The following is a 16129-nucleotide window of genomic DNA, read 5'->3' on the forward strand; positions in this document are numbered from 1 at the left end:
AGGGCCCTTGTATGAGCACCGCAACCGGATCCGGGGTCGGCCAGACCCGTAACCGACTCGCACTGGCCGCGCTCGGCCTGGGCGCGTTCGTCATCGGCACCGCCGAACTCGTCATCGTCGGCGTGCTCAGCCTGATCGCGGACGACCTGGGCATCTCCGTCAGCACAGCCGGCCTGCTGGTCACGGCGTACGCCCTCGGCGTCTCCCTCGGCGGCCCGCTCGTCACCGCGGCGACGATCCGGCTGCCGCGGCGCACCCTGCTCTGGCTCGCCCTCGTCGTGTTCATCGCCGGCAACGTGGTGGCCGTCTTCTCCGCCGCGTTCGGGCTGCTGATGGTCGCCCGGCTGCTCTGCGGCGCCATCCACGGCCTGTACCTGGGTGCGGCGTCGTCCGTCGCGACCTCCCTCGTCGCCCCCGAGCACCGGGGCCAGGCCGTCGGTCTGGTCTTCGGCGGCATCTCGGTGTCCACCGTCGTCGGTGTGCCGCTCGGCACCCTGATCGGGCAGGGCCTGGGCTGGCAGGCCACCTTCGGCAGTGTCGTCGTGCTGGCCGCGCTCGCGCTGGTGGCCATCGTGGCCGTCGTGCCTCCGGTCGAGAACAGTGGTGCGGGCGGGCTCGGGGCGCAGGCCCGGCACGCCTTCCACCCTCGTGTGGTGGCCATGCTGGCGGCCGTCGTGCTGCTGATGGGCTCGCAGTTCATCGCCTTCACCTACCTCACCCCCTACCTGGAGGAGGTCACCGGGATCGGCGGCGGCGCCGTCGGTGCCTTCCTGCTGGTCTTCGGTGTGGCCAGTGCCGTCGGGACCTTCGTCGGCGGCCGGTTCGCCGATATCAACGCCTCCGCCACGCTCTTCGTCGGCAACGCGGTGCTGGCCGTCGCGCTGGCCGCGCTGTACGTCTTCGGGGCGAGCCCCGTCCTCGTCGGGCTCGCACTGGCCGTCTGGGGCTTCGTCGGCTTCGGCGTCACACCCTCCCTGCAGCTGCGGGTCATCTCACTCGCCGGCGAGGGCGGCGACCTGGCCTCCACCCTGGGCGCCTCCGCGGTCAACGTGGGTGTCGCGGGGGGAGCCGCGGTCGGCGGGTGGGCGCTGGCCTCCTTCGGGACCGACGACGTGGCGCTGGTCGCCCTGGTGACCGCCCTCGTCGCACTGCCCGCCGTCTGGGCCACGCGCTTCCTGAAGGCGCCGGTGCCCGCGGCCGCCGGGAAGCCGGTGGCATCCGGCCCGGGCGGCGAGGACGCCGCCCGGAGCGCCGGCAACGCCCCCGTGACGACGGCCGGCTGACCGGTCGACCGCCGCTTCCGTGGAGGCTGGGGCCCGCCCTTCGGGGCGGGCCCCAGCCCTTTCCGCGCGGCGTCCGGGGACGTTTTGAGCCCGGTTCTCCCCCGGGGCGCCTGTTGGCGCCCCCAGGTGGGGTGTCAGATCCCGGTCACGTCGGCGATGGTGAACGGGAGCTCGGCCGTCCCGCCGGCCAGCTTGTCGAACTGCGAGCGCACCACATAGAGGTGGCCGTAGCGGCGCACCAGCGTGGTCGGCATCTGCAGCGTCGCGTCGACGGCCTCGCGCTCGACGACGAACGACGTCACGTCCGTGCTCAGCCTCAGCCGGCTGATCTTGTTGTTGCCGTAGTGCGCGATCCAGACCCGGCCCGACTCCAGGTGCAGGCCGTCGCCGTACTTCAGGCTCACGGTGGCGGTGACCTTGCGCATCTCCCCGGTCTTCAGGTCGATGCGGTAGAGCCCGCCGCCGGCCGAGTCGACCGTCAGCAGATAGCTGCCGGTGGAATCGGCCTCGATGCCGTTGAGGGTGACGGTCTTCTCGGGCTGCGGGGGTATGACCCCGACGAGGTTGTGGGCGACGGTCAGGTTCCCGCCGCCGCCTCCCCCGTCGATCGCGGCCTTGAGCTGGGCCGGGGTGACGCGGTAGACGACGGCGCGCCAGGAGTCGGTCACGTACGCCGAGCCGTCGGGCGCGATGTCGAGGTCGTTGAGGAGCGAGGCGTCCGGGGTCCCGGACACGAAGTGGGCGAGGCGCTTGCGGGTCGCGAGGTCGTAGACCATGACCCCCTTCGGGTCGATGACCCACAGCCGGTTCGACCTGTCGACCTTCAGTCCCGCCGCGGCGGTGCGGCCGTCCGTGCCCTCGGGGAGGAACACCTCGGCGGCGGGCTTGCCGGCCGCCCGCTTGTAGACCGCTCCGGTCGCGTACGAGCCGACGTAGAAGTCGCCGGTCCGGTCGTCGGCCGCGATGCCCTCGGGGAAGACGCGCGGCCCCGGCAGCGTGAAGGCCGTGCCGGAGTGGTACTGGGCGGCGCCGTCCTCGTCGGCGACGGCCTTGCCGGTCAGCGCCGGCAGGGAGAGCAGCGCGGCGAGGGACAACCCCACGGCCGCGAGGGAACGGACGGGACGAATACGTTCCACGTGTGTCTCTCTTCTCGTGAGGGGCGGTAGGGACAACCCGCCCAGGTAGCGAGAGACCATATGTTTCGGTCGGCACACCGCGAACGGCCGTGAATGCCCCCCGGCCCGGGACGCCGATGGCCGAAAAGCTGAGGTGGGGCCGAAAGTGTGCGCGGAAAAATGGCCCCGATTCGGCCCTCCGACGACATGCAGACTTTCTCATGTCAAATACGGATTTTGCCCTTCCCTTAACCTGGCTTGGGCATTGGTTGGGAATGATCCGGGTACTCCGGCGCGGCACCCGCCCCGCCATCCCCGCGCCCCGACTTCATGATGTCGAGCCGGATTCTTTGACCCGGTCACCGGGGCCGCCGTTACCTTCGCGCCATGTCCCCCGCATCGTCCGGCACCCGTACGGAAGACGTTCCGGAAGTAGGCGATCCGCTCGCGCTGGACAAAGCGCGGGTGACCACGCTCGAGCTCTTCTTCGACCTCGCGTTCGTCTTCAACTTCACCCAGCTCGCTCGCGTGTTCAGCGACCGCATGAACCCGCAAGGGGCCCTGCAGATCCTGCTGGTCTTCTGGCTGCTGTGGTGGATGTACGGCGGGTACGCATGGCTCACCAACCACGTGCCGCCGCACGGCAAGCACCAGCGTCTGCTGCTGCTCCTGGGCATGGCCTCGTTCCTGGTCGTCGGGCTCACCACACCCAACGCCTTCACCGGCGACGGCGTCGCCTTCGGCGTCGGCTACCTGCTGATCGTCAGCGTCCACGCCGCCCTGTTCGCCTTCAGCGGCCCCAAGGCCGCCCGGAACATGCTGCGCATCGCGCCGTTCCACGTCGCCGGGGCCCTGCTGATCATCCTGGCCGGATTCCTCGACGGCGTACCGATGTACCTGTGCTGGGGCGGCGCCGTACTGCTGGAAGTGCTCGCCCCCCTCATCACCGGCGTCTCCGGGTTCGACCTGAAGCCCGGCCACTTCGTGGAGCGCCACGGACTGCTGATGATCATCGCCCTGGGCGACTCGTTCCTGGCGCTGGGCATCGGCACCGACGGAGCCCCGGCCGGGCTGTCCGTGGTCACCACCGCCGTCCTGATCTTCATCATCCCGGCCTGCCTGTGGTGGGTGTACTTCAATGAGTCGGAGAAGGCCCGCCGCGCCGAAGTGGCCCTGGAGCGACAGGACTCCACCACCCGGTCCCGGATGGCGCTCTCCGCATTCTTCTACGCGCACGTGCCGATGCTCCTGGGACTGATCCTGATCGCGGCCGCGGTGAAGAAGACGATCGTGCACCCCTTCGAGGGCCTCCCGCTCGCACCGTCCCTCGCACTCGCCGGCGGCGTCGCGCTCTACCTCGCCGGCATCGCCTGGTTCCACGGCATTCTCAAGATCGGGCCCCAGCGCTTCCACTTCGCCGCCGCCGCACTCGCCTTCGGCACCGTGCCCATCGGCTACTTCGCCGCAGCCGTCGGCGAGGTCGTCTCGCTCGGACTGCTCATCGTCTGCGCGCTGCTCATCGAGCACCGGTGGACCAAGCGGCTGGGCCACACCTGTTACGCACCCACACACACAAGGGAGGTGGTCGGCCCATGAGTTCCGCGGCGGACCGACTTGACGTGATCGAGGCCTGCACCCGGATGGCCTGGTACACCGACCAGGGCGAATGGGACGCGGTCGAGGGGATGTTCACCGACGAGATCCGGGTGGACTACACGAGCCTCAACGGCGGCGAGCCCACCACCATGAGCCGCAAGGACCTGGTCACCGCCTGGTCCTCCCTCCTCGGCAACCTCGCCTCCACGCAACACCTGATCAGCAACTTCCTGGTCGACGTGGAGGGCGACACCGCGGTGTGCACCGCGATGTTCCAGGCGGTGCACCGGCAGCCCAACGAACACGGCGGCCCGCTGTGGACCATCGGCGGCCGCTACCGCTTCGACCTCGTCCGCACCGAAGGCCGCTGGCTCCTCAACGGAATCGTGATGACCCGCTCCTGGACGGACGGGAACCGCGAACTGCTCACCGGCACCGACCAGGCGCGCTCCACCGGATCCTGACCTCCCCGAAAAACATCCGGACGCGGTCACCTCAGGAAGTCGATTTGCTCTTGTAGGTATCGGACGGGCCCCCGGACGACAATTCCATGAGATTCCCTCGGGCTCATTCCGCGTCCCGAATGCCCTCACGAGGAGTACAAATGAGTGACCTCACAGCAGAGACCCGAGCGGTCGCCCAGCGCTGGTTCGACGCACTCACCGGCGGCGATTTCGAGACCTGCCTCGCCCTGCTCGCCGACGACGTCGAGTGGTACAACTACACGCCCGTCCCCGGCTACAACGACGACATGAAGTGGATCGGCGCGCTGCGCGGCCGCGACGCCGTCCTCGCCAGCCTCCAGGTCTTCACCGGGGCCTGTGACGTCAAGTTCGAGAAACTCGTCAACCTCGCCGTCGACGGCGAGAACGCGGCCGGCGTCATTCATGAACTCTCGGTGGTCCGCAGCACCGGAATAGAATTCGAGATCGAATTCATCCAGTGGCTCACCGTCCGCGACGGGAAGATCGTCCGCTGGAAGTCGTACACCGACCCCTCCACGATCGTCCGGGCCCTGCGCGGGGACACGTCCGGCCAGGTGAACGCCTGATGAGCGCCGACCTGATCGCCGCGGTCCGCGACCGCGACGCCTCCAACGTGGCGGGCCTGCTGGCCGTCGGCGCCGACCCCTCCACACGCGAGGAGGCGACCGGCCTCAGCGTCCTGATGATCGCTGCAGGCCAGGCCGACGCGCCCACCGTCCGGGCCCTCATCGGGGCCGGGGCCGACATCCACACCGGCGACAGCCGGGCCGGCGCGACCGCGCTGCACAAGGCCTGCATGGGCGGCAGCCTCGACGTCGTCCGCGCGCTGGTCGAGGCCGGGGCGTTCGTCGACGCCGTTGCGCCGACCACCGGGCACACGCCCCTGATGGACGCGCTCTGGTTCAAGTACCCGGACATCGCCGCGTACCTGCTCGCCCAGGGCGCCGGACTGAAGGTCTACACGCACTACGGCTTCTCGCTGGAGCAGCACTTCGAATACGAGCTGAACGTCAACACCTTCGGCAAGGACCAGCTGCTCAAGGCGGAGGAGCACCTCAACGCCCGCCGCAAGAGCGACGAGGACGCCGTGGCCCGCCAGGAACTCATGGCCGCGGTCGCCGAGGGCGACACCGAACGCGCCCGCAAGCTCCTGGACGGCGGCGCCGAGGTCGACGAGCGCTTCCCGTTCCTGAACGGCTTCAACGACTGGCACACCCCGCTGCTCGTCGCCGCCCGCGACGGCCACGGGGAGATCGTCAGGCTGCTGCTCGCGGCGGGCGCCGACGTCAACGCCGTGGAACCCACCTTCGGCGCCGTACCGCTGCACAAGGCGGTCTACAACGGCCACGCCGACATCACCGCCGAGCTGGTCCGCCGGCCCGGCATCGACCTGGACTTCCAGGGCGCCACCAACGGCTACACCCCCCTGCACGACGCCCTGTGGCACGGCTACGAGGAGTGCGTCCGCATCCTCGTCGGCGCCGGCGCCCGGCTCGACCTGGTCGGCCACGACGGCAAGACCCCGCTCGACCTCGCGGTCGAGGTCTTCGGCGCGGACCACGCGCTCACCGCTCTGATCCGGGAGAAGGCCGCGCGCTGAGCCGCGCGCGCGCCGACCACCCGCACACGAACTGGAGTTGACCCCATGCTGTTCTACGTCCAGATGAAGTGGAAGCACGAGGGCCGGATCTCCCTCGACGAACTGTGGGAGCTGGAGCAGGAAGAGGCCATCCACGCCCAGGAGACGGTGGACTCCGGCTTCTGCGTCGGCATCTGGAAGGTCGCCGCCCAGAAGCGCGTCATCGCGATCATCGACTCGCCCGACGCCGAGGAACTGGACCGCACGGCCCTCGGCCGCCTCCCGATGCGCGAGTACCTGGAGTTCGAGCAGGTCTGGCCGCTGCGCGACTACCTCGGCTTCGCGGAGGACGTCAAGCAGCGCTACAAGGTGTAACCCCCTTACAAGGGGCCCGGTTCGGCTCCGGGCGCCGGTCGCGTGCGTCGACGGTCGACCTTCCCCTCCGCCCCGCGGGCGTGGGAGGTACCCCCGCTCGATTCGCCCGTACCCCGCGAACTTCGCGCACCCTCCCTCACGGCGCCCGCGAGCCCCCTCGCCCCACTCGCCCGACCGCCCGACCCCGACCCCCGGTCCCCGCCGGGCCCCCACCGCGGCGTCCGGCCGTACACCCCCCTGTGCGGCCGGACGCCGGGAGCCCCCACCCAGCCACCCCATCACCGAACCGAAGGAGGGGCTCGCCCATGAGCGAGACCCGAAGCACCTACGCGCTGGCCGCGCTCGGCCTGGGCGCGTTCGTCATCGGCACCGCCGAACTCGTCATCGTCGGCGTACTCAACCTCATCGCGGGCGACCTGGACGTCTCCGTCGGCACGGCGGGGCTCCTGGTCACCGCCTACGCGCTCGGTATCTCCCTCGGCGGCCCCGTCGTCACCGCCGCGACCATCAAGCTGCCCCGGCGGACCCTGCTGTGGCTCGCTCTCGCCGTCTTCATCGCCGGCAACCTCGTCGCCGTCGTCGCCTCGGCCTTCGGCCTGCTCCTCGCCGCCCGCGTGGTGACCGGCGCCATCCACGGCCTGTTCATCGGTGTGGCCTCCGCGGTCGCCGCCGGGCTCGTCCCGGCCGAACGCCGGGGCCAGGCCGTCTCCATGGTCTTCGGCGGCATCGCCGTCTCCACCGTCATCGGCGTGCCCCTCGGCACCCTCGTCGGCCAGTCGATCGGCTGGCGCGCCGCGTTCGTCGGCATCGTCATCCTCGGCGCCCTCGCCCTGGTCGCCACCCTCGCCCTCGTGCCGTCCGTCGCCGGCAGCGGATCCGGCGGGCTCGGCGCCCAGGCCCGGCACGCCTTCGCACCCCGCGTCCTCGCGATGCTCGCCGTGGGCCTGCTCCTGCTCGGCGGACAGTTCACCGCCTTCACCTACCTCGCGCCCTTCCTGGAGGACGTCACCGGCATCTCCGGCGGCGGCGTCAGCGCCTTCCTGCTGATCTTCGGCCTCGCCAGTGCCATCGGCACCTTCGCCGGCGGAAAGTTCGCCGACCGGAACGCGAACGCCACCCTGCTGGTCGGCAACGTGGTCCTCGTCCTCGCCCTCGGCGGGCTCTACCTGCTCGGCTCCAACGCGCTGCTCGCGGGCATCGCGCTCGCCGGCTGGGGCCTGGTCGGCTTCGGCATCGTGCCGTCCCTCCAGCTGCGGGTGATCTCCCTCGCCGGCCCCGGCGGCGACCTCGCCGCCACCCTCGGGGCCTCCGCCGTCAACGCCGGCATCGCCGCCGGTGCCGCCATCGGCGGCTGGGCGGTCGCCGCGTACGACGTCGGCAGGACACCGCTCGTCGCGCTGATCGTCTGTGCCGTCGCCCTGCCCCTCACCTGGGCCAGCGGCAGGCTCACCCTGCCCGCGGCGGCGCCGGCCGCCGACACGCGGCCCGCCGACAGCGGCCCCGCCGTGGCCCCGGCCAACTGAGCCGGGCCCGCCCCCCACACCCCTCGTACCACCCGTCTTCCCCCCCCGATCAGGAGAATGACCGTGACCGACGCAACCGGCCTCCGGACCGTACGCGACGCAACGCTGGACGTACTGCGCCGGCTGGGTCTGACGACCATCTTCAGCAACCCCAGCCACACCGAGATGAAGCTCTTCGAGGCCTGGCCCGAGAACGAGTTCAGGTTCGTCATGGGCCTGCAGGAGGCGTCCGTCGTCGGTATGGCGGACGGCTACGCCCAGGCCACCGGCGAACCCGCGCTGGTGATCATCAACGGCGGTCCCGGCCTCGCCAACGCCATGGGCAGCGTCTACACCGCCGCCTCCGCCAAGACCCCCATGGTCATCCTCGGCGGCCAGCAGGCCCGCAAGATGCTTCTCGGCGAGCCGTTCCTGATCGCCAAGGACTCCACCCAGCTGGCCAAGCCGTACATCAAGTGGGCCGGCGAGCCCGCCCGCCCGCAGGACGTCCCGGCGATGATCGCCCAGGCGTACCAGATCGCCAAGCAGGCCCCGCAGGGCCCGGTGTTCGTGGCCGTCCCCGAGGACGACTACATCCGCCCCGCGGACCCGACGCCGGTGCGCATCCCCGTCGTCGAGAACGCCACCGTGCCGTCCCCGGCCGCGCTGGACGCCATCGCCGCCGCCCTCAACGGCGCCCAGCGTCCCGGCATCATCGCCGGCGGCCCGGTCGACGCCCAGGGCGCCCGCGGCGCGCTGATCGAGCTCGCCGAGAAGCTCAACGCCCGCGTGTGGGGCGCCCCGGTGTGGAACCGCGGCGCGTTCCCCGAGGACCACCCGCTCTTCGCCGGCGTCCTGCCGCCCATCCCCGAGCTGATCAACGAGCGGCTCTCCGCCCAGCACGACGTCGTCGTGGTGTTCGGCGGCCCGGCGTTCACCCTCTTCACCGCCTGGGACCTGTTCTCCACCGCGCCGGCCGACCTGGACAAGAGCCCCCGGCCCACGCTCACCGACGACATCGAGTTCCTGCACGTCACCGACGACCCGCAGGCCGCCGCGGCGACGCTCGCCAACCGCAGCTTCATCGCCCAGCCCGGCGCCGTCGTCAAAGGCCTGGTCCCGCTCGTCGATCGGCGCGAGCGCGCCGAGCTCGCCCCCGTCCGCGAGCCCGTGGCCGTGCCCGAGGCGTCCACACCGCTCACCCAGGCGTACCTCTTCCACCTGCTCTCCAAGGAACTCCCGGACAACGCTGTCCTGTTCGAGGAGCTCCCCATCGCCCGCGCCGACTTCCACGAGCAGATCCCGCTCGGCGCCGACAACGGCTACTTCGCCACCGCCAGCGGCGCGCTCGGCTTCCCCTTCGCCGGCGCCGTCGGCTACGCACTGGCCCGCCCCGACCGCCGCGCCGTCGTGGTCGTCGGCGAGGGCTCGGCCCAGTACACCCTGCACTCGCTGTGGACCGCGGCCCAGCACAACCTGCCGGTCACCTTCGTCATCCCCGACAACGCCGGCTACCTCTCCCTGAAGTACTACCTCCAGGACCAGAAGTCCTGGGAGAAGGGGTACGACCTCAGCGGCGTCGACATGGCCCAGCTGGCCCGCGGCTTCGGTGTCCGCGGCGAGCGCATCGAGACGCCGGAAGGCCTCCAGCAGGCCCTCCGCGAGTCGCTGAGCGCCGACGGCCCCGTCCTCCTCGACGTCGTCGTCGCCGACCCCGGCCTGTTCCGACTCTGACCCCCGGGAGACCCAGATGACCACCACCGCGCAGCCCGAGACGGGGGCCACCAACCCCCACCCCGAGGGCGACGTCGTCCACCACCCGGCGGGCACCGGCCCGACCTACTGGTTCGGCGACGCCGTCTACACCTTCAAGGCGACCCGCGAGAACACGAACGGCTCGCTCACCTTCGCCGAGGCGTCCGTGCCGCCCGGCGGCGGCCCGCCGCCGCACATCCACCCCCACGCGGACGAGGCCTTCTACATCCTCAACGGCGACATCGAGTTCCTCAACGGCGAGAAGACCTTCGTGGCCCACGACGGCGACTTCGTCTTCGTGCCGCGCGGCACCCGCCACCGCTTCCGCAACGTCGGCCTGCACACCAGCCGCATGCTGTTCATGTTCACCCCGGCCTACCTGGAGAAGTTCTTCATGGAGATCGGTCAGGAGGCCCGGGCCGGCGAGGCTCCCGTCCCACTCACCGACGAACAGAAGCGGCAGATCGTCGAGTTCGCGCCCAAGCACGACCTGCGCCTGGCGCCGTGACGGGCACCATGCGCGCGGCGGTGATCGACGCCTTCGGCGGCCCGGAGACGCTCCGAGTCCGTGAGCTGCCCGTCCCGGAGCCCGGCGAGGGCGAGGTGCTGGTCCGTGTCCACGCGGCCGGCGTCAACGCCATCGACTGGGCGACCCGGGCCGGGCACGGCGTCGGCGTCGCCGCCTTCCCCGCCGTTCTGGGCTGGGACATCTCGGGCACGGTGGTCGCCACCGGCCCGGGAGCCCGGCGGTTCGCCGAGGGCGACGCCGTGTTCGGCATGCCGCGCTTCCCGGCCCTGGCGGGAGGCTACGCCGAGTACGCCGTCGCCTCCGAGACCGAACTGACGGCCAAGCCGGAGGGCGTCGACCACCTGGTCGCGGCGTCCGTCCCGATGGTCGCGCTCACCGCCTGGCAGACGCTCTTCGAGCACGGCGGCCTGCGGGCCGGCCAGCGGGTGCTGGTCTCGGGTGCGGCGGGCGGCGTGGGCCACATCGCGGTCCAGCTGGCCGTCGACGCGGGCGCGGAGGTCATCGGCACCGCGTCCCCCGCCAATCACGCGTTCGTCCGCGGCCTGGGCGCGAGCCGGGTCGTCGACTACCGCACGGTCCCCCTCCAGCAGGAGGTCAAGGACGTCGACCTGGCGGTGGACCCGATGGGCGGGGCCGAGTTCTTCCGGCTGCTCGACGTCGTACGGCCCGGCGGGATCGTCGTCACGCTCAAGGGCGAGGGTCCCGACCACCGGCAGACGGCCGAGGACCACGGCGTGCGCGCCGGCTTCACCTATGTGCACCCCGACGGCGCCGTGCTGGACAAGGTCGCCCCGCTGCTGGCCGAGGGGCGCCTCCGCCCCGAGATCCAGCGGGTCTTCCGCCTCGACGAGGTGAAGGACGCCCACGCCCTCGGCGAGGAGGGCCACGTCCGGGGCCGGCTCGTCCTCGACCTGGAGGCCACGTCATGATCCTGGTGACCGGAGCGACCGGCCACGTCGGCGCCGAACTGACCGCCCTGCTGGCCGCCGCGGGCCGCCCCGTGAGGGCTCTGGTCCGCAGGCCCACGCGGGACGCACCCGCCGAGACCGCCGTCGGGGACCTCAACGAACCCGCGTCCCTGCGCCCCGCGCTGCAGGGCGTCCGGGCGGTCTTCCTGCTGCCCGGCTACGCGGACATGCCGGGTCTCCTCGCCGAGTTCGGGGCCGCGGGAGTCGAGCACGTCGTGCTGCTCTCGACCGTCGCCGCCCCCGACGGCGACCTGGACAACGCGATCTCCCGCTTCATGATCCGCTCCGAGGAGGCGGTACGGGCCTCCGGCCTGCCGTGGACGATCCTGCGCCCCAGCGGCTTCATGTCCAACACCTTCCAGTGGCAGGACCAGCTGGCGGCCGGCGATCTCGTCCGTGCCCCCTTCCCGACCAAGCCGATCGCCATGATCGACCCGTACGACATCGCGGCCGTCGCGGCCCGCGTCCTGCTCGACCCGGACCACACCGGCCGGGCCCACGCCCTCAGCGGCCCCGAACCGCTGCTGCCGGCCGACCGGGTCCGGATCCTCGGCGAAGTCCTCGGACGCCCCCTGCGCTTCGAGGGCCTGACCGACGAGGAAGCCCGCAAGGAGATGGAGGGCAACACGCCCCCCGAGTACATCGACGCCTTCTTCCGCTACTACGCGGAGGACACGGGCACCCTCGACGACTCGAAGGTCCGCCCCACCGTGCGCGAACTCCTCGGCCGCGACCCCCGCACCTTCGCCCAGTGGGCCCACGCCCACGCCGACGCTTTCAGGAGGACCCCGTGAGCACCATAGAGACCGTCAGGTTCAAGCTGGTCGCCGGCACCGACGCGGAGGCCTTCGACGGCCTCGACCGCAAGGTCGAGAGCGACTACATGGCCAAGCGCCCCGGCTTCGTGTCCCGCGAGGTCTCCCGCAGCGACGACGGCGAATACCTGGTCATCGTGCACTGGGCCACGCCGGAGGACGCCGACGCCACCATGAAGGGCTTCTTCACGGCCGACGAGACCCAGGAGTTCCTCGCCGCCATCGACAAGACCACCGTCCAGTCGGGCCGTTACGCCCAGGTCGCCCGCTGACACCCGTACGACTCCGAGGGCGCCCGGCCTGCCCGGGCGCCCTTCGTCTTTGAAGGGGCACCGATGACACTTCGCACGGACATATCCGCCGACCTCCGAAGAGCGGTGCGCGGCACCGTCCTGTCACCCGCCGACCAGCCCTACGACGACGCCCGCCGGATCTGGAACGGCGCCGTCGACCGGCGCCCCGCCGCGCTGGTGCGCTGCGCCGACGGCCGGGACGTCGCCACCGCCGTCCGGATCGCCCGCGACCACGGCCTGCCGCTGTCGGTCCGCGGCGGCGGCCACGACTGGGCCGGCCGGGCCCTCACCGACCACGGCGTCGTCCTCGACCTGCGCGCGATGGACCGGGTCACCGTGGACCGCGCCACGGCCACCGCCGAGGCCCAGGGCGGCGTCCGCGCCGGGGGCCTCGTGGCGGCGGCCCACACCCACGGGTTCCGGCCCGTCCTCGGCACCGTCAAGGCCGTCGGCGTCGCCGGCCTCACGCTCGGCGGCGGGTACGGCCTCCTCGGCGGCAGCCACGGCCTGGCCGCGGACAACCTCCTGGCCGCCCGGATCGTCCTCGCCGACGGCACCGAGGTCACCGCCGACGCCGACGAGAACCCCGATCTGTACTGGGCGCTGCGCGGGGGCGGCGGCAACTTCGGTGTCGCCACGTCCCTCCGCTTCCGGGTCCACCCCGGCACGACGGTCGTCTCCGGCCTGCTGATCTTCCCGCTCACCGAAGCAGAAACGATCCTGCGCCGCTATCGCGACATGATCGCCGAGGCTCCGGACGCACTCACCGTGATGGCGGGCTTCTTCACCGGGCCCGCAGGCACACCCGTGCTGTTCCTGCTCCCGCTGTGGAGCGGCGACCCCGAACGGCCCCCCGCCGTCCTCTCCGCCCTCACCGAACGTGCCACCGGCGAACCGGGCGCCATGTCCTATCAGGACGTGCTCGGCATGTTCGACGGCACGATCGTCGACGGCCGCCACAACGAGATGCGCACCCGCTGGCTCCCGGGGCTCACCGACGAGACGATCGAACTGCTCGTCTCCGCGGCGGGACGCATGACGTCCCCGTACTCGGGGATCTTCCTCCACCACTTCCACGGCGCCGCGGCCCGCGTCCCGGTCCCCGACACGGCGTTCGCCCTGCGCCGGGACCACATCCTCGTCGAGATCGCCGGCTCCTGGGTCCCCGAGGGCGACGTCGCGGCCGACATCGCGCACCGGCGCTGGGCGCGCGGCCTCTCCGCGGAACTCGCCGGTCACGCGCTGCCGGGGGGTTACCCCAACCTGCTGGGTGCGGACGAACGCGAGCGGGCGCTGCTGGGGTTCGGGCCGAACAAGGGGCGTCTCCTCGAGACGAAGCGCCGCTACGACCCCGACGGCATCTTCAGGGCGGTTCCCTCCCTGACCGCCCAGCCCTGACCCGAGCCGCCCCGGGCCCACCCCGGGGCTCCGCCCCGCCCCGGGGTCTCCGCACCCGCGGGGTGGGGGCCCACCGCCGGGGCTCCGCCCTCGACACCCGGACACCCCCACCCAGGCACGGCCCCACCACCCGGGGCTCCGCCCCGCCCCGGGGTCTCCGCACCCGCGGGGTGCGGCCCCACCGCCGGGGCTCCGCCCCGGACCCCCGTTCGTCTGCGGGCCGTGGTCCGGTTGTGCCCACCCGTTCCGCCCCAGGCGGAACGCATGCCCACAACCAGGCGGCCCAGCGGCGGCGCCTGGCCACAACCGGAACCACGGGCCACGGCCCACACCGGGCCGCACTCGGCACACGGCCCGGGGTGGGGCCAACCCCTGCGGGGACGACCCTGCACGGTTGGCGGCGCTGGGACGGCTCCCTTGCAAGAGAGGACAGGCCGCCGACCCCGAGGAGTCGAGCCCGGAGGGGCCGCACCCCACCACCCACCGGCAGGCGACGAAGCCGCACCCGAGAAGGGACGGCCCCACCCACCGGCAGGTGGCGCAACCGCGCGCGCCCGAAAAGGCGCGGATCCACCCACCGGCCGGTGACGCACTCGCGCCCAGGCAGGGGCGGGTCCACCCGTCGGCAGGTGGGGCAGCTGCGCCCGCGGGCCGCCGGATCTCAGTCCCGCGCTGCCGCCGGCGTCGGTTCGGGACCGGCACCGGCGCCGGCACGGGCACCGGCACCGGCCACCACCGTCCCCGAGTCCGAGCCCACCACCCGCTTCGTGCCCCGCCGCCCCGTCACCCACAGCGCCACCGGCTCGGTGAACCGCGCCGCCACCGGCCCGAACACCACCAGCAGCAGGACGTACGCCGTCGCCAGCGGCCCGAGCGCGGGTTCCACGCCCGAGGCGACCGCGAGGCCCGCGATGACGATGGAGAACTCGCCGCGGGCGACGAGCGCGCCGCCCGCGCGCCAGCGCCCCCGCTCGCCGATCCCGGCGCGCTTCGCCGCCCAGTACCCCGTGGCGATCTTCGTCAGCGAGGTGAGTACCGCGAGCACGAGCGCGGGGACGAGTACGGGCGGAATCGTCGCCGGGTCGGTGCTGAGCCCGAAGAAGACGAAGAAGACGGCCGCGAACAGGTCTCTGAGCGGCATCAGCAGGTGGTGGGTGTTCTCGGCGACCTCGCCGGAGAGGGCGATACCGACCAGGAACGCCCCGACCGCCGCCGACACCTGGAGTTCCTGGGCGAATCCGGAGACCAGCAGGGTCAGTCCGAGTACCACCAGGAGCAGTTTCTCGGGGTCGTCGCTGGAGATGAAGCGGGAGATGACCCGTCCGTACCGCACGGCGACGACGAGCACCACGCCGACGGCGCCCAGGGCGATGGAGAGGGTGATCCCGCCGGCCGCCCATCCGGCGCCGGCGAGCAGTGTGGTCAGGATGGGCAGGTAGACGGCCATGGCGAGGTCTTCGAGGACGAGGACGCTCAGGATGGCGGGCGTCTCCCGGTTGCCGATCCGCCCGAGGTCGCCCAGCACCTTGGCGATCACTCCGGAGGAGGACACCCATGTCACTCCGGCGAGTACGACCGCGGCCACCGGCCCCCAGCCCATCAGCAGCGCGGCGACCGCGCCGGGCACCGCGTTGAGCACGAAGTCGACCACTCCGGCCGGCGCGTGGGTCCGCAGATGTCCGACCAGGTCTCCGGCGGTGTATTCGAGTCCGAGCATCAGGAGCAGCAGGACGACCCCGATCTCGGCGCCGATCTCGATGAACTCCTCGCTGCCGCCGAGCGGAACGATGCCGCCGTGGCCGAAGACGAGCCCGGCCAGGAGGTACAGCGGAATGGGGGAGAAGCGTACGCGGGCGGCGAACCGCCCGAGGAGCCCGAGGGCCAGAACGACGGCCCCGAACTCGATCAGGAACACGGCGGAATGCACGTCATCACTTCCGCTCGAGGATGGCGTGCGCGGCGTCGACACCCTCGCGGGTGCCGATGACGATGATCGTGTCGCCGCTGCGCAGCCGGAAGTCGGGGCCGGGGGAGGGGATGGGGTGTGCCCGGCGCATGACGGCGACGATGGACGCCCCGGTCGTGGTGCGCATCTTGGTGTCGCCGAGCTGCCTCCCGTTCCAGTACGAGTCTCCGGTGATGGTGACGCGTTCGGCGAGCAGCCCGAAGTCGCTGGTGTGCAGCAGGTTGGGGTTGTTGTGGCCGGGCAGCAGCGCCTCGGTCAGCGTGAGCGCCTCGGCGCCGGTCAGGCGCATGGACAGCCCGCACGAGTCGGGGTCGTCGTCGTGGTGGACGTTGAGCGTGCGGGTGCCGTCGCGGTGGGCGACGACCGACAGGGTGTCGTGCCGGCGGGTCGTGAGTTCGTACTGCACGCCGATCCCCGGCAGCGGGGTGGTCCTCAGTCGCGGTGCGGGCATGGAAGGTCGCCTCCCTGTG

At 72.1% G+C, this 16129-nt stretch carries 16 protein-coding genes; 13 read left to right on the top strand and 3 right to left on the bottom strand.

The features are described from left to right. Nucleotides 1–11: 11 nt before the first annotated feature. Nucleotides 12–1283, top strand: coding sequence for an MFS transporter (locus ACY34K_RS05570; RefSeq protein ID WP_462744312.1), 1272 nt, complete (start codon nt 12–14; stop codon nt 1281–1283). 134 nt (nt 1284–1417) lie between these two features. Here ACY34K_RS05570 and ACY34K_RS05575 read toward each other — a convergent pair whose 3' ends face one another. Next, nucleotides 1418–2419, bottom strand: coding sequence for an SMP-30/gluconolactonase/LRE family protein (locus ACY34K_RS05575; RefSeq protein ID WP_462744314.1), 1002 nt, complete (start codon nt 2417–2419; stop codon nt 1418–1420). 366 nt (nt 2420–2785) lie between these two features. Here ACY34K_RS05575 and ACY34K_RS05580 point away from each other — a divergent pair, with 366 nt between their 5' ends. From ACY34K_RS05580 to ACY34K_RS05635, 12 genes are all read left to right on the top strand, one after another. Further along, nucleotides 2786–3994 carry a low temperature requirement protein A gene (locus ACY34K_RS05580; protein ID WP_462744316.1) on the top strand — a complete coding sequence of 403 codons (1209 nt, stop codon included), beginning with the start codon at nt 2786–2788 and terminating at the stop codon, nt 3992–3994. Continuing rightward, entirely contained in the window at nt 3991–4458 is a 468-nt protein-coding gene (locus ACY34K_RS05585; RefSeq protein ID WP_462744318.1) for a nuclear transport factor 2 family protein, read from the top strand. Before ACY34K_RS05580 ends, ACY34K_RS05585 begins: the two co-directional genes overlap by 4 nt. A 140-nt stretch (nt 4459–4598) precedes the next feature. Next, nucleotides 4599–5045 (top strand): nuclear transport factor 2 family protein, encoded by a 447-nt coding sequence (locus tag ACY34K_RS05590; protein ID WP_462744320.1) that lies wholly within the window; start codon nt 4599–4601, stop codon nt 5043–5045. Beyond that, nucleotides 5045–6079 carry an ankyrin repeat domain-containing protein gene (locus ACY34K_RS05595; protein WP_462744322.1) on the top strand — a complete coding sequence of 345 codons (1035 nt, stop codon included), beginning with the start codon at nt 5045–5047 and terminating at the stop codon, nt 6077–6079. The genes ACY34K_RS05590 and ACY34K_RS05595 overlap by 1 nt, the downstream gene beginning before the upstream one ends. A gap of 45 nt (nt 6080–6124) precedes the next feature. After that, nucleotides 6125–6433 carry a muconolactone Delta-isomerase gene (locus ACY34K_RS05600; protein ID WP_462744324.1) on the top strand — a complete coding sequence of 103 codons (309 nt, stop codon included), beginning with the start codon at nt 6125–6127 and terminating at the stop codon, nt 6431–6433. 305 nt (nt 6434–6738) lie between these two features. Further along, nucleotides 6739–7956 (top strand): MFS transporter, encoded by a 1218-nt coding sequence (locus ACY34K_RS05605; protein WP_462744326.1) that lies wholly within the window; start codon nt 6739–6741, stop codon nt 7954–7956. Between the two features lie 63 nt (nt 7957–8019). After that, nucleotides 8020–9669, top strand: a complete 1650-nt coding sequence (gene mdlC, locus ACY34K_RS05610) for a benzoylformate decarboxylase (RefSeq protein ID WP_462744328.1) — start codon at nt 8020–8022, stop codon at nt 9667–9669. A gap of 16 nt (nt 9670–9685) precedes the next feature. Continuing rightward, the gene (locus tag ACY34K_RS05615; protein WP_462744330.1) at nt 9686–10198 is read left to right on the top strand and encodes a cupin domain-containing protein; all 513 of its coding nucleotides are present in this window, start codon (nt 9686–9688) and stop codon (nt 10196–10198) included. After that, nucleotides 10195–11148: an NADP-dependent oxidoreductase gene (locus ACY34K_RS05620; protein ID WP_462744332.1), complete on the top strand. Its 954-nt coding sequence runs from the start codon at nt 10195–10197 to the stop codon at nt 11146–11148. The genes ACY34K_RS05615 and ACY34K_RS05620 overlap by 4 nt, the downstream gene beginning before the upstream one ends. Beyond that, nucleotides 11145–11981 (top strand): NmrA family NAD(P)-binding protein, encoded by an 837-nt coding sequence (locus tag ACY34K_RS05625; protein WP_462744334.1) that lies wholly within the window; start codon nt 11145–11147, stop codon nt 11979–11981. The genes ACY34K_RS05620 and ACY34K_RS05625 overlap by 4 nt, the downstream gene beginning before the upstream one ends. Continuing rightward, on the top strand, nt 11978–12274 hold the full coding sequence (locus ACY34K_RS05630) for an antibiotic biosynthesis monooxygenase family protein (RefSeq protein ID WP_462744336.1): 297 nt from the start codon (nt 11978–11980) through the stop codon (nt 12272–12274). Before ACY34K_RS05625 ends, ACY34K_RS05630 begins: the two co-directional genes overlap by 4 nt. Nucleotides 12275–12337: 63 nt before the next feature. After that, nucleotides 12338–13693 (top strand): FAD-binding oxidoreductase, encoded by a 1356-nt coding sequence (locus ACY34K_RS05635; RefSeq protein ID WP_462744338.1) that lies wholly within the window; start codon nt 12338–12340, stop codon nt 13691–13693. A gap of 661 nt (nt 13694–14354) precedes the next feature. Here ACY34K_RS05635 and ACY34K_RS05640 read toward each other — a convergent pair. Beyond that, entirely contained in the window at nt 14355–15620 is a 1266-nt protein-coding gene (locus ACY34K_RS05640) for a cation:proton antiporter (RefSeq protein ID WP_462744340.1), read from the bottom strand. A 4-nt stretch (nt 15621–15624) separates the two neighbouring features. After that, nucleotides 15625–16110, bottom strand: a complete 486-nt coding sequence (locus ACY34K_RS05645; RefSeq protein WP_462744342.1) for a cation:proton antiporter regulatory subunit — start codon at nt 16108–16110, stop codon at nt 15625–15627. Nucleotides 16111–16129: the final 19 nt, after the last annotated feature.

Source organism: Streptomyces sp. STAM6, assembly GCF_054963715.1.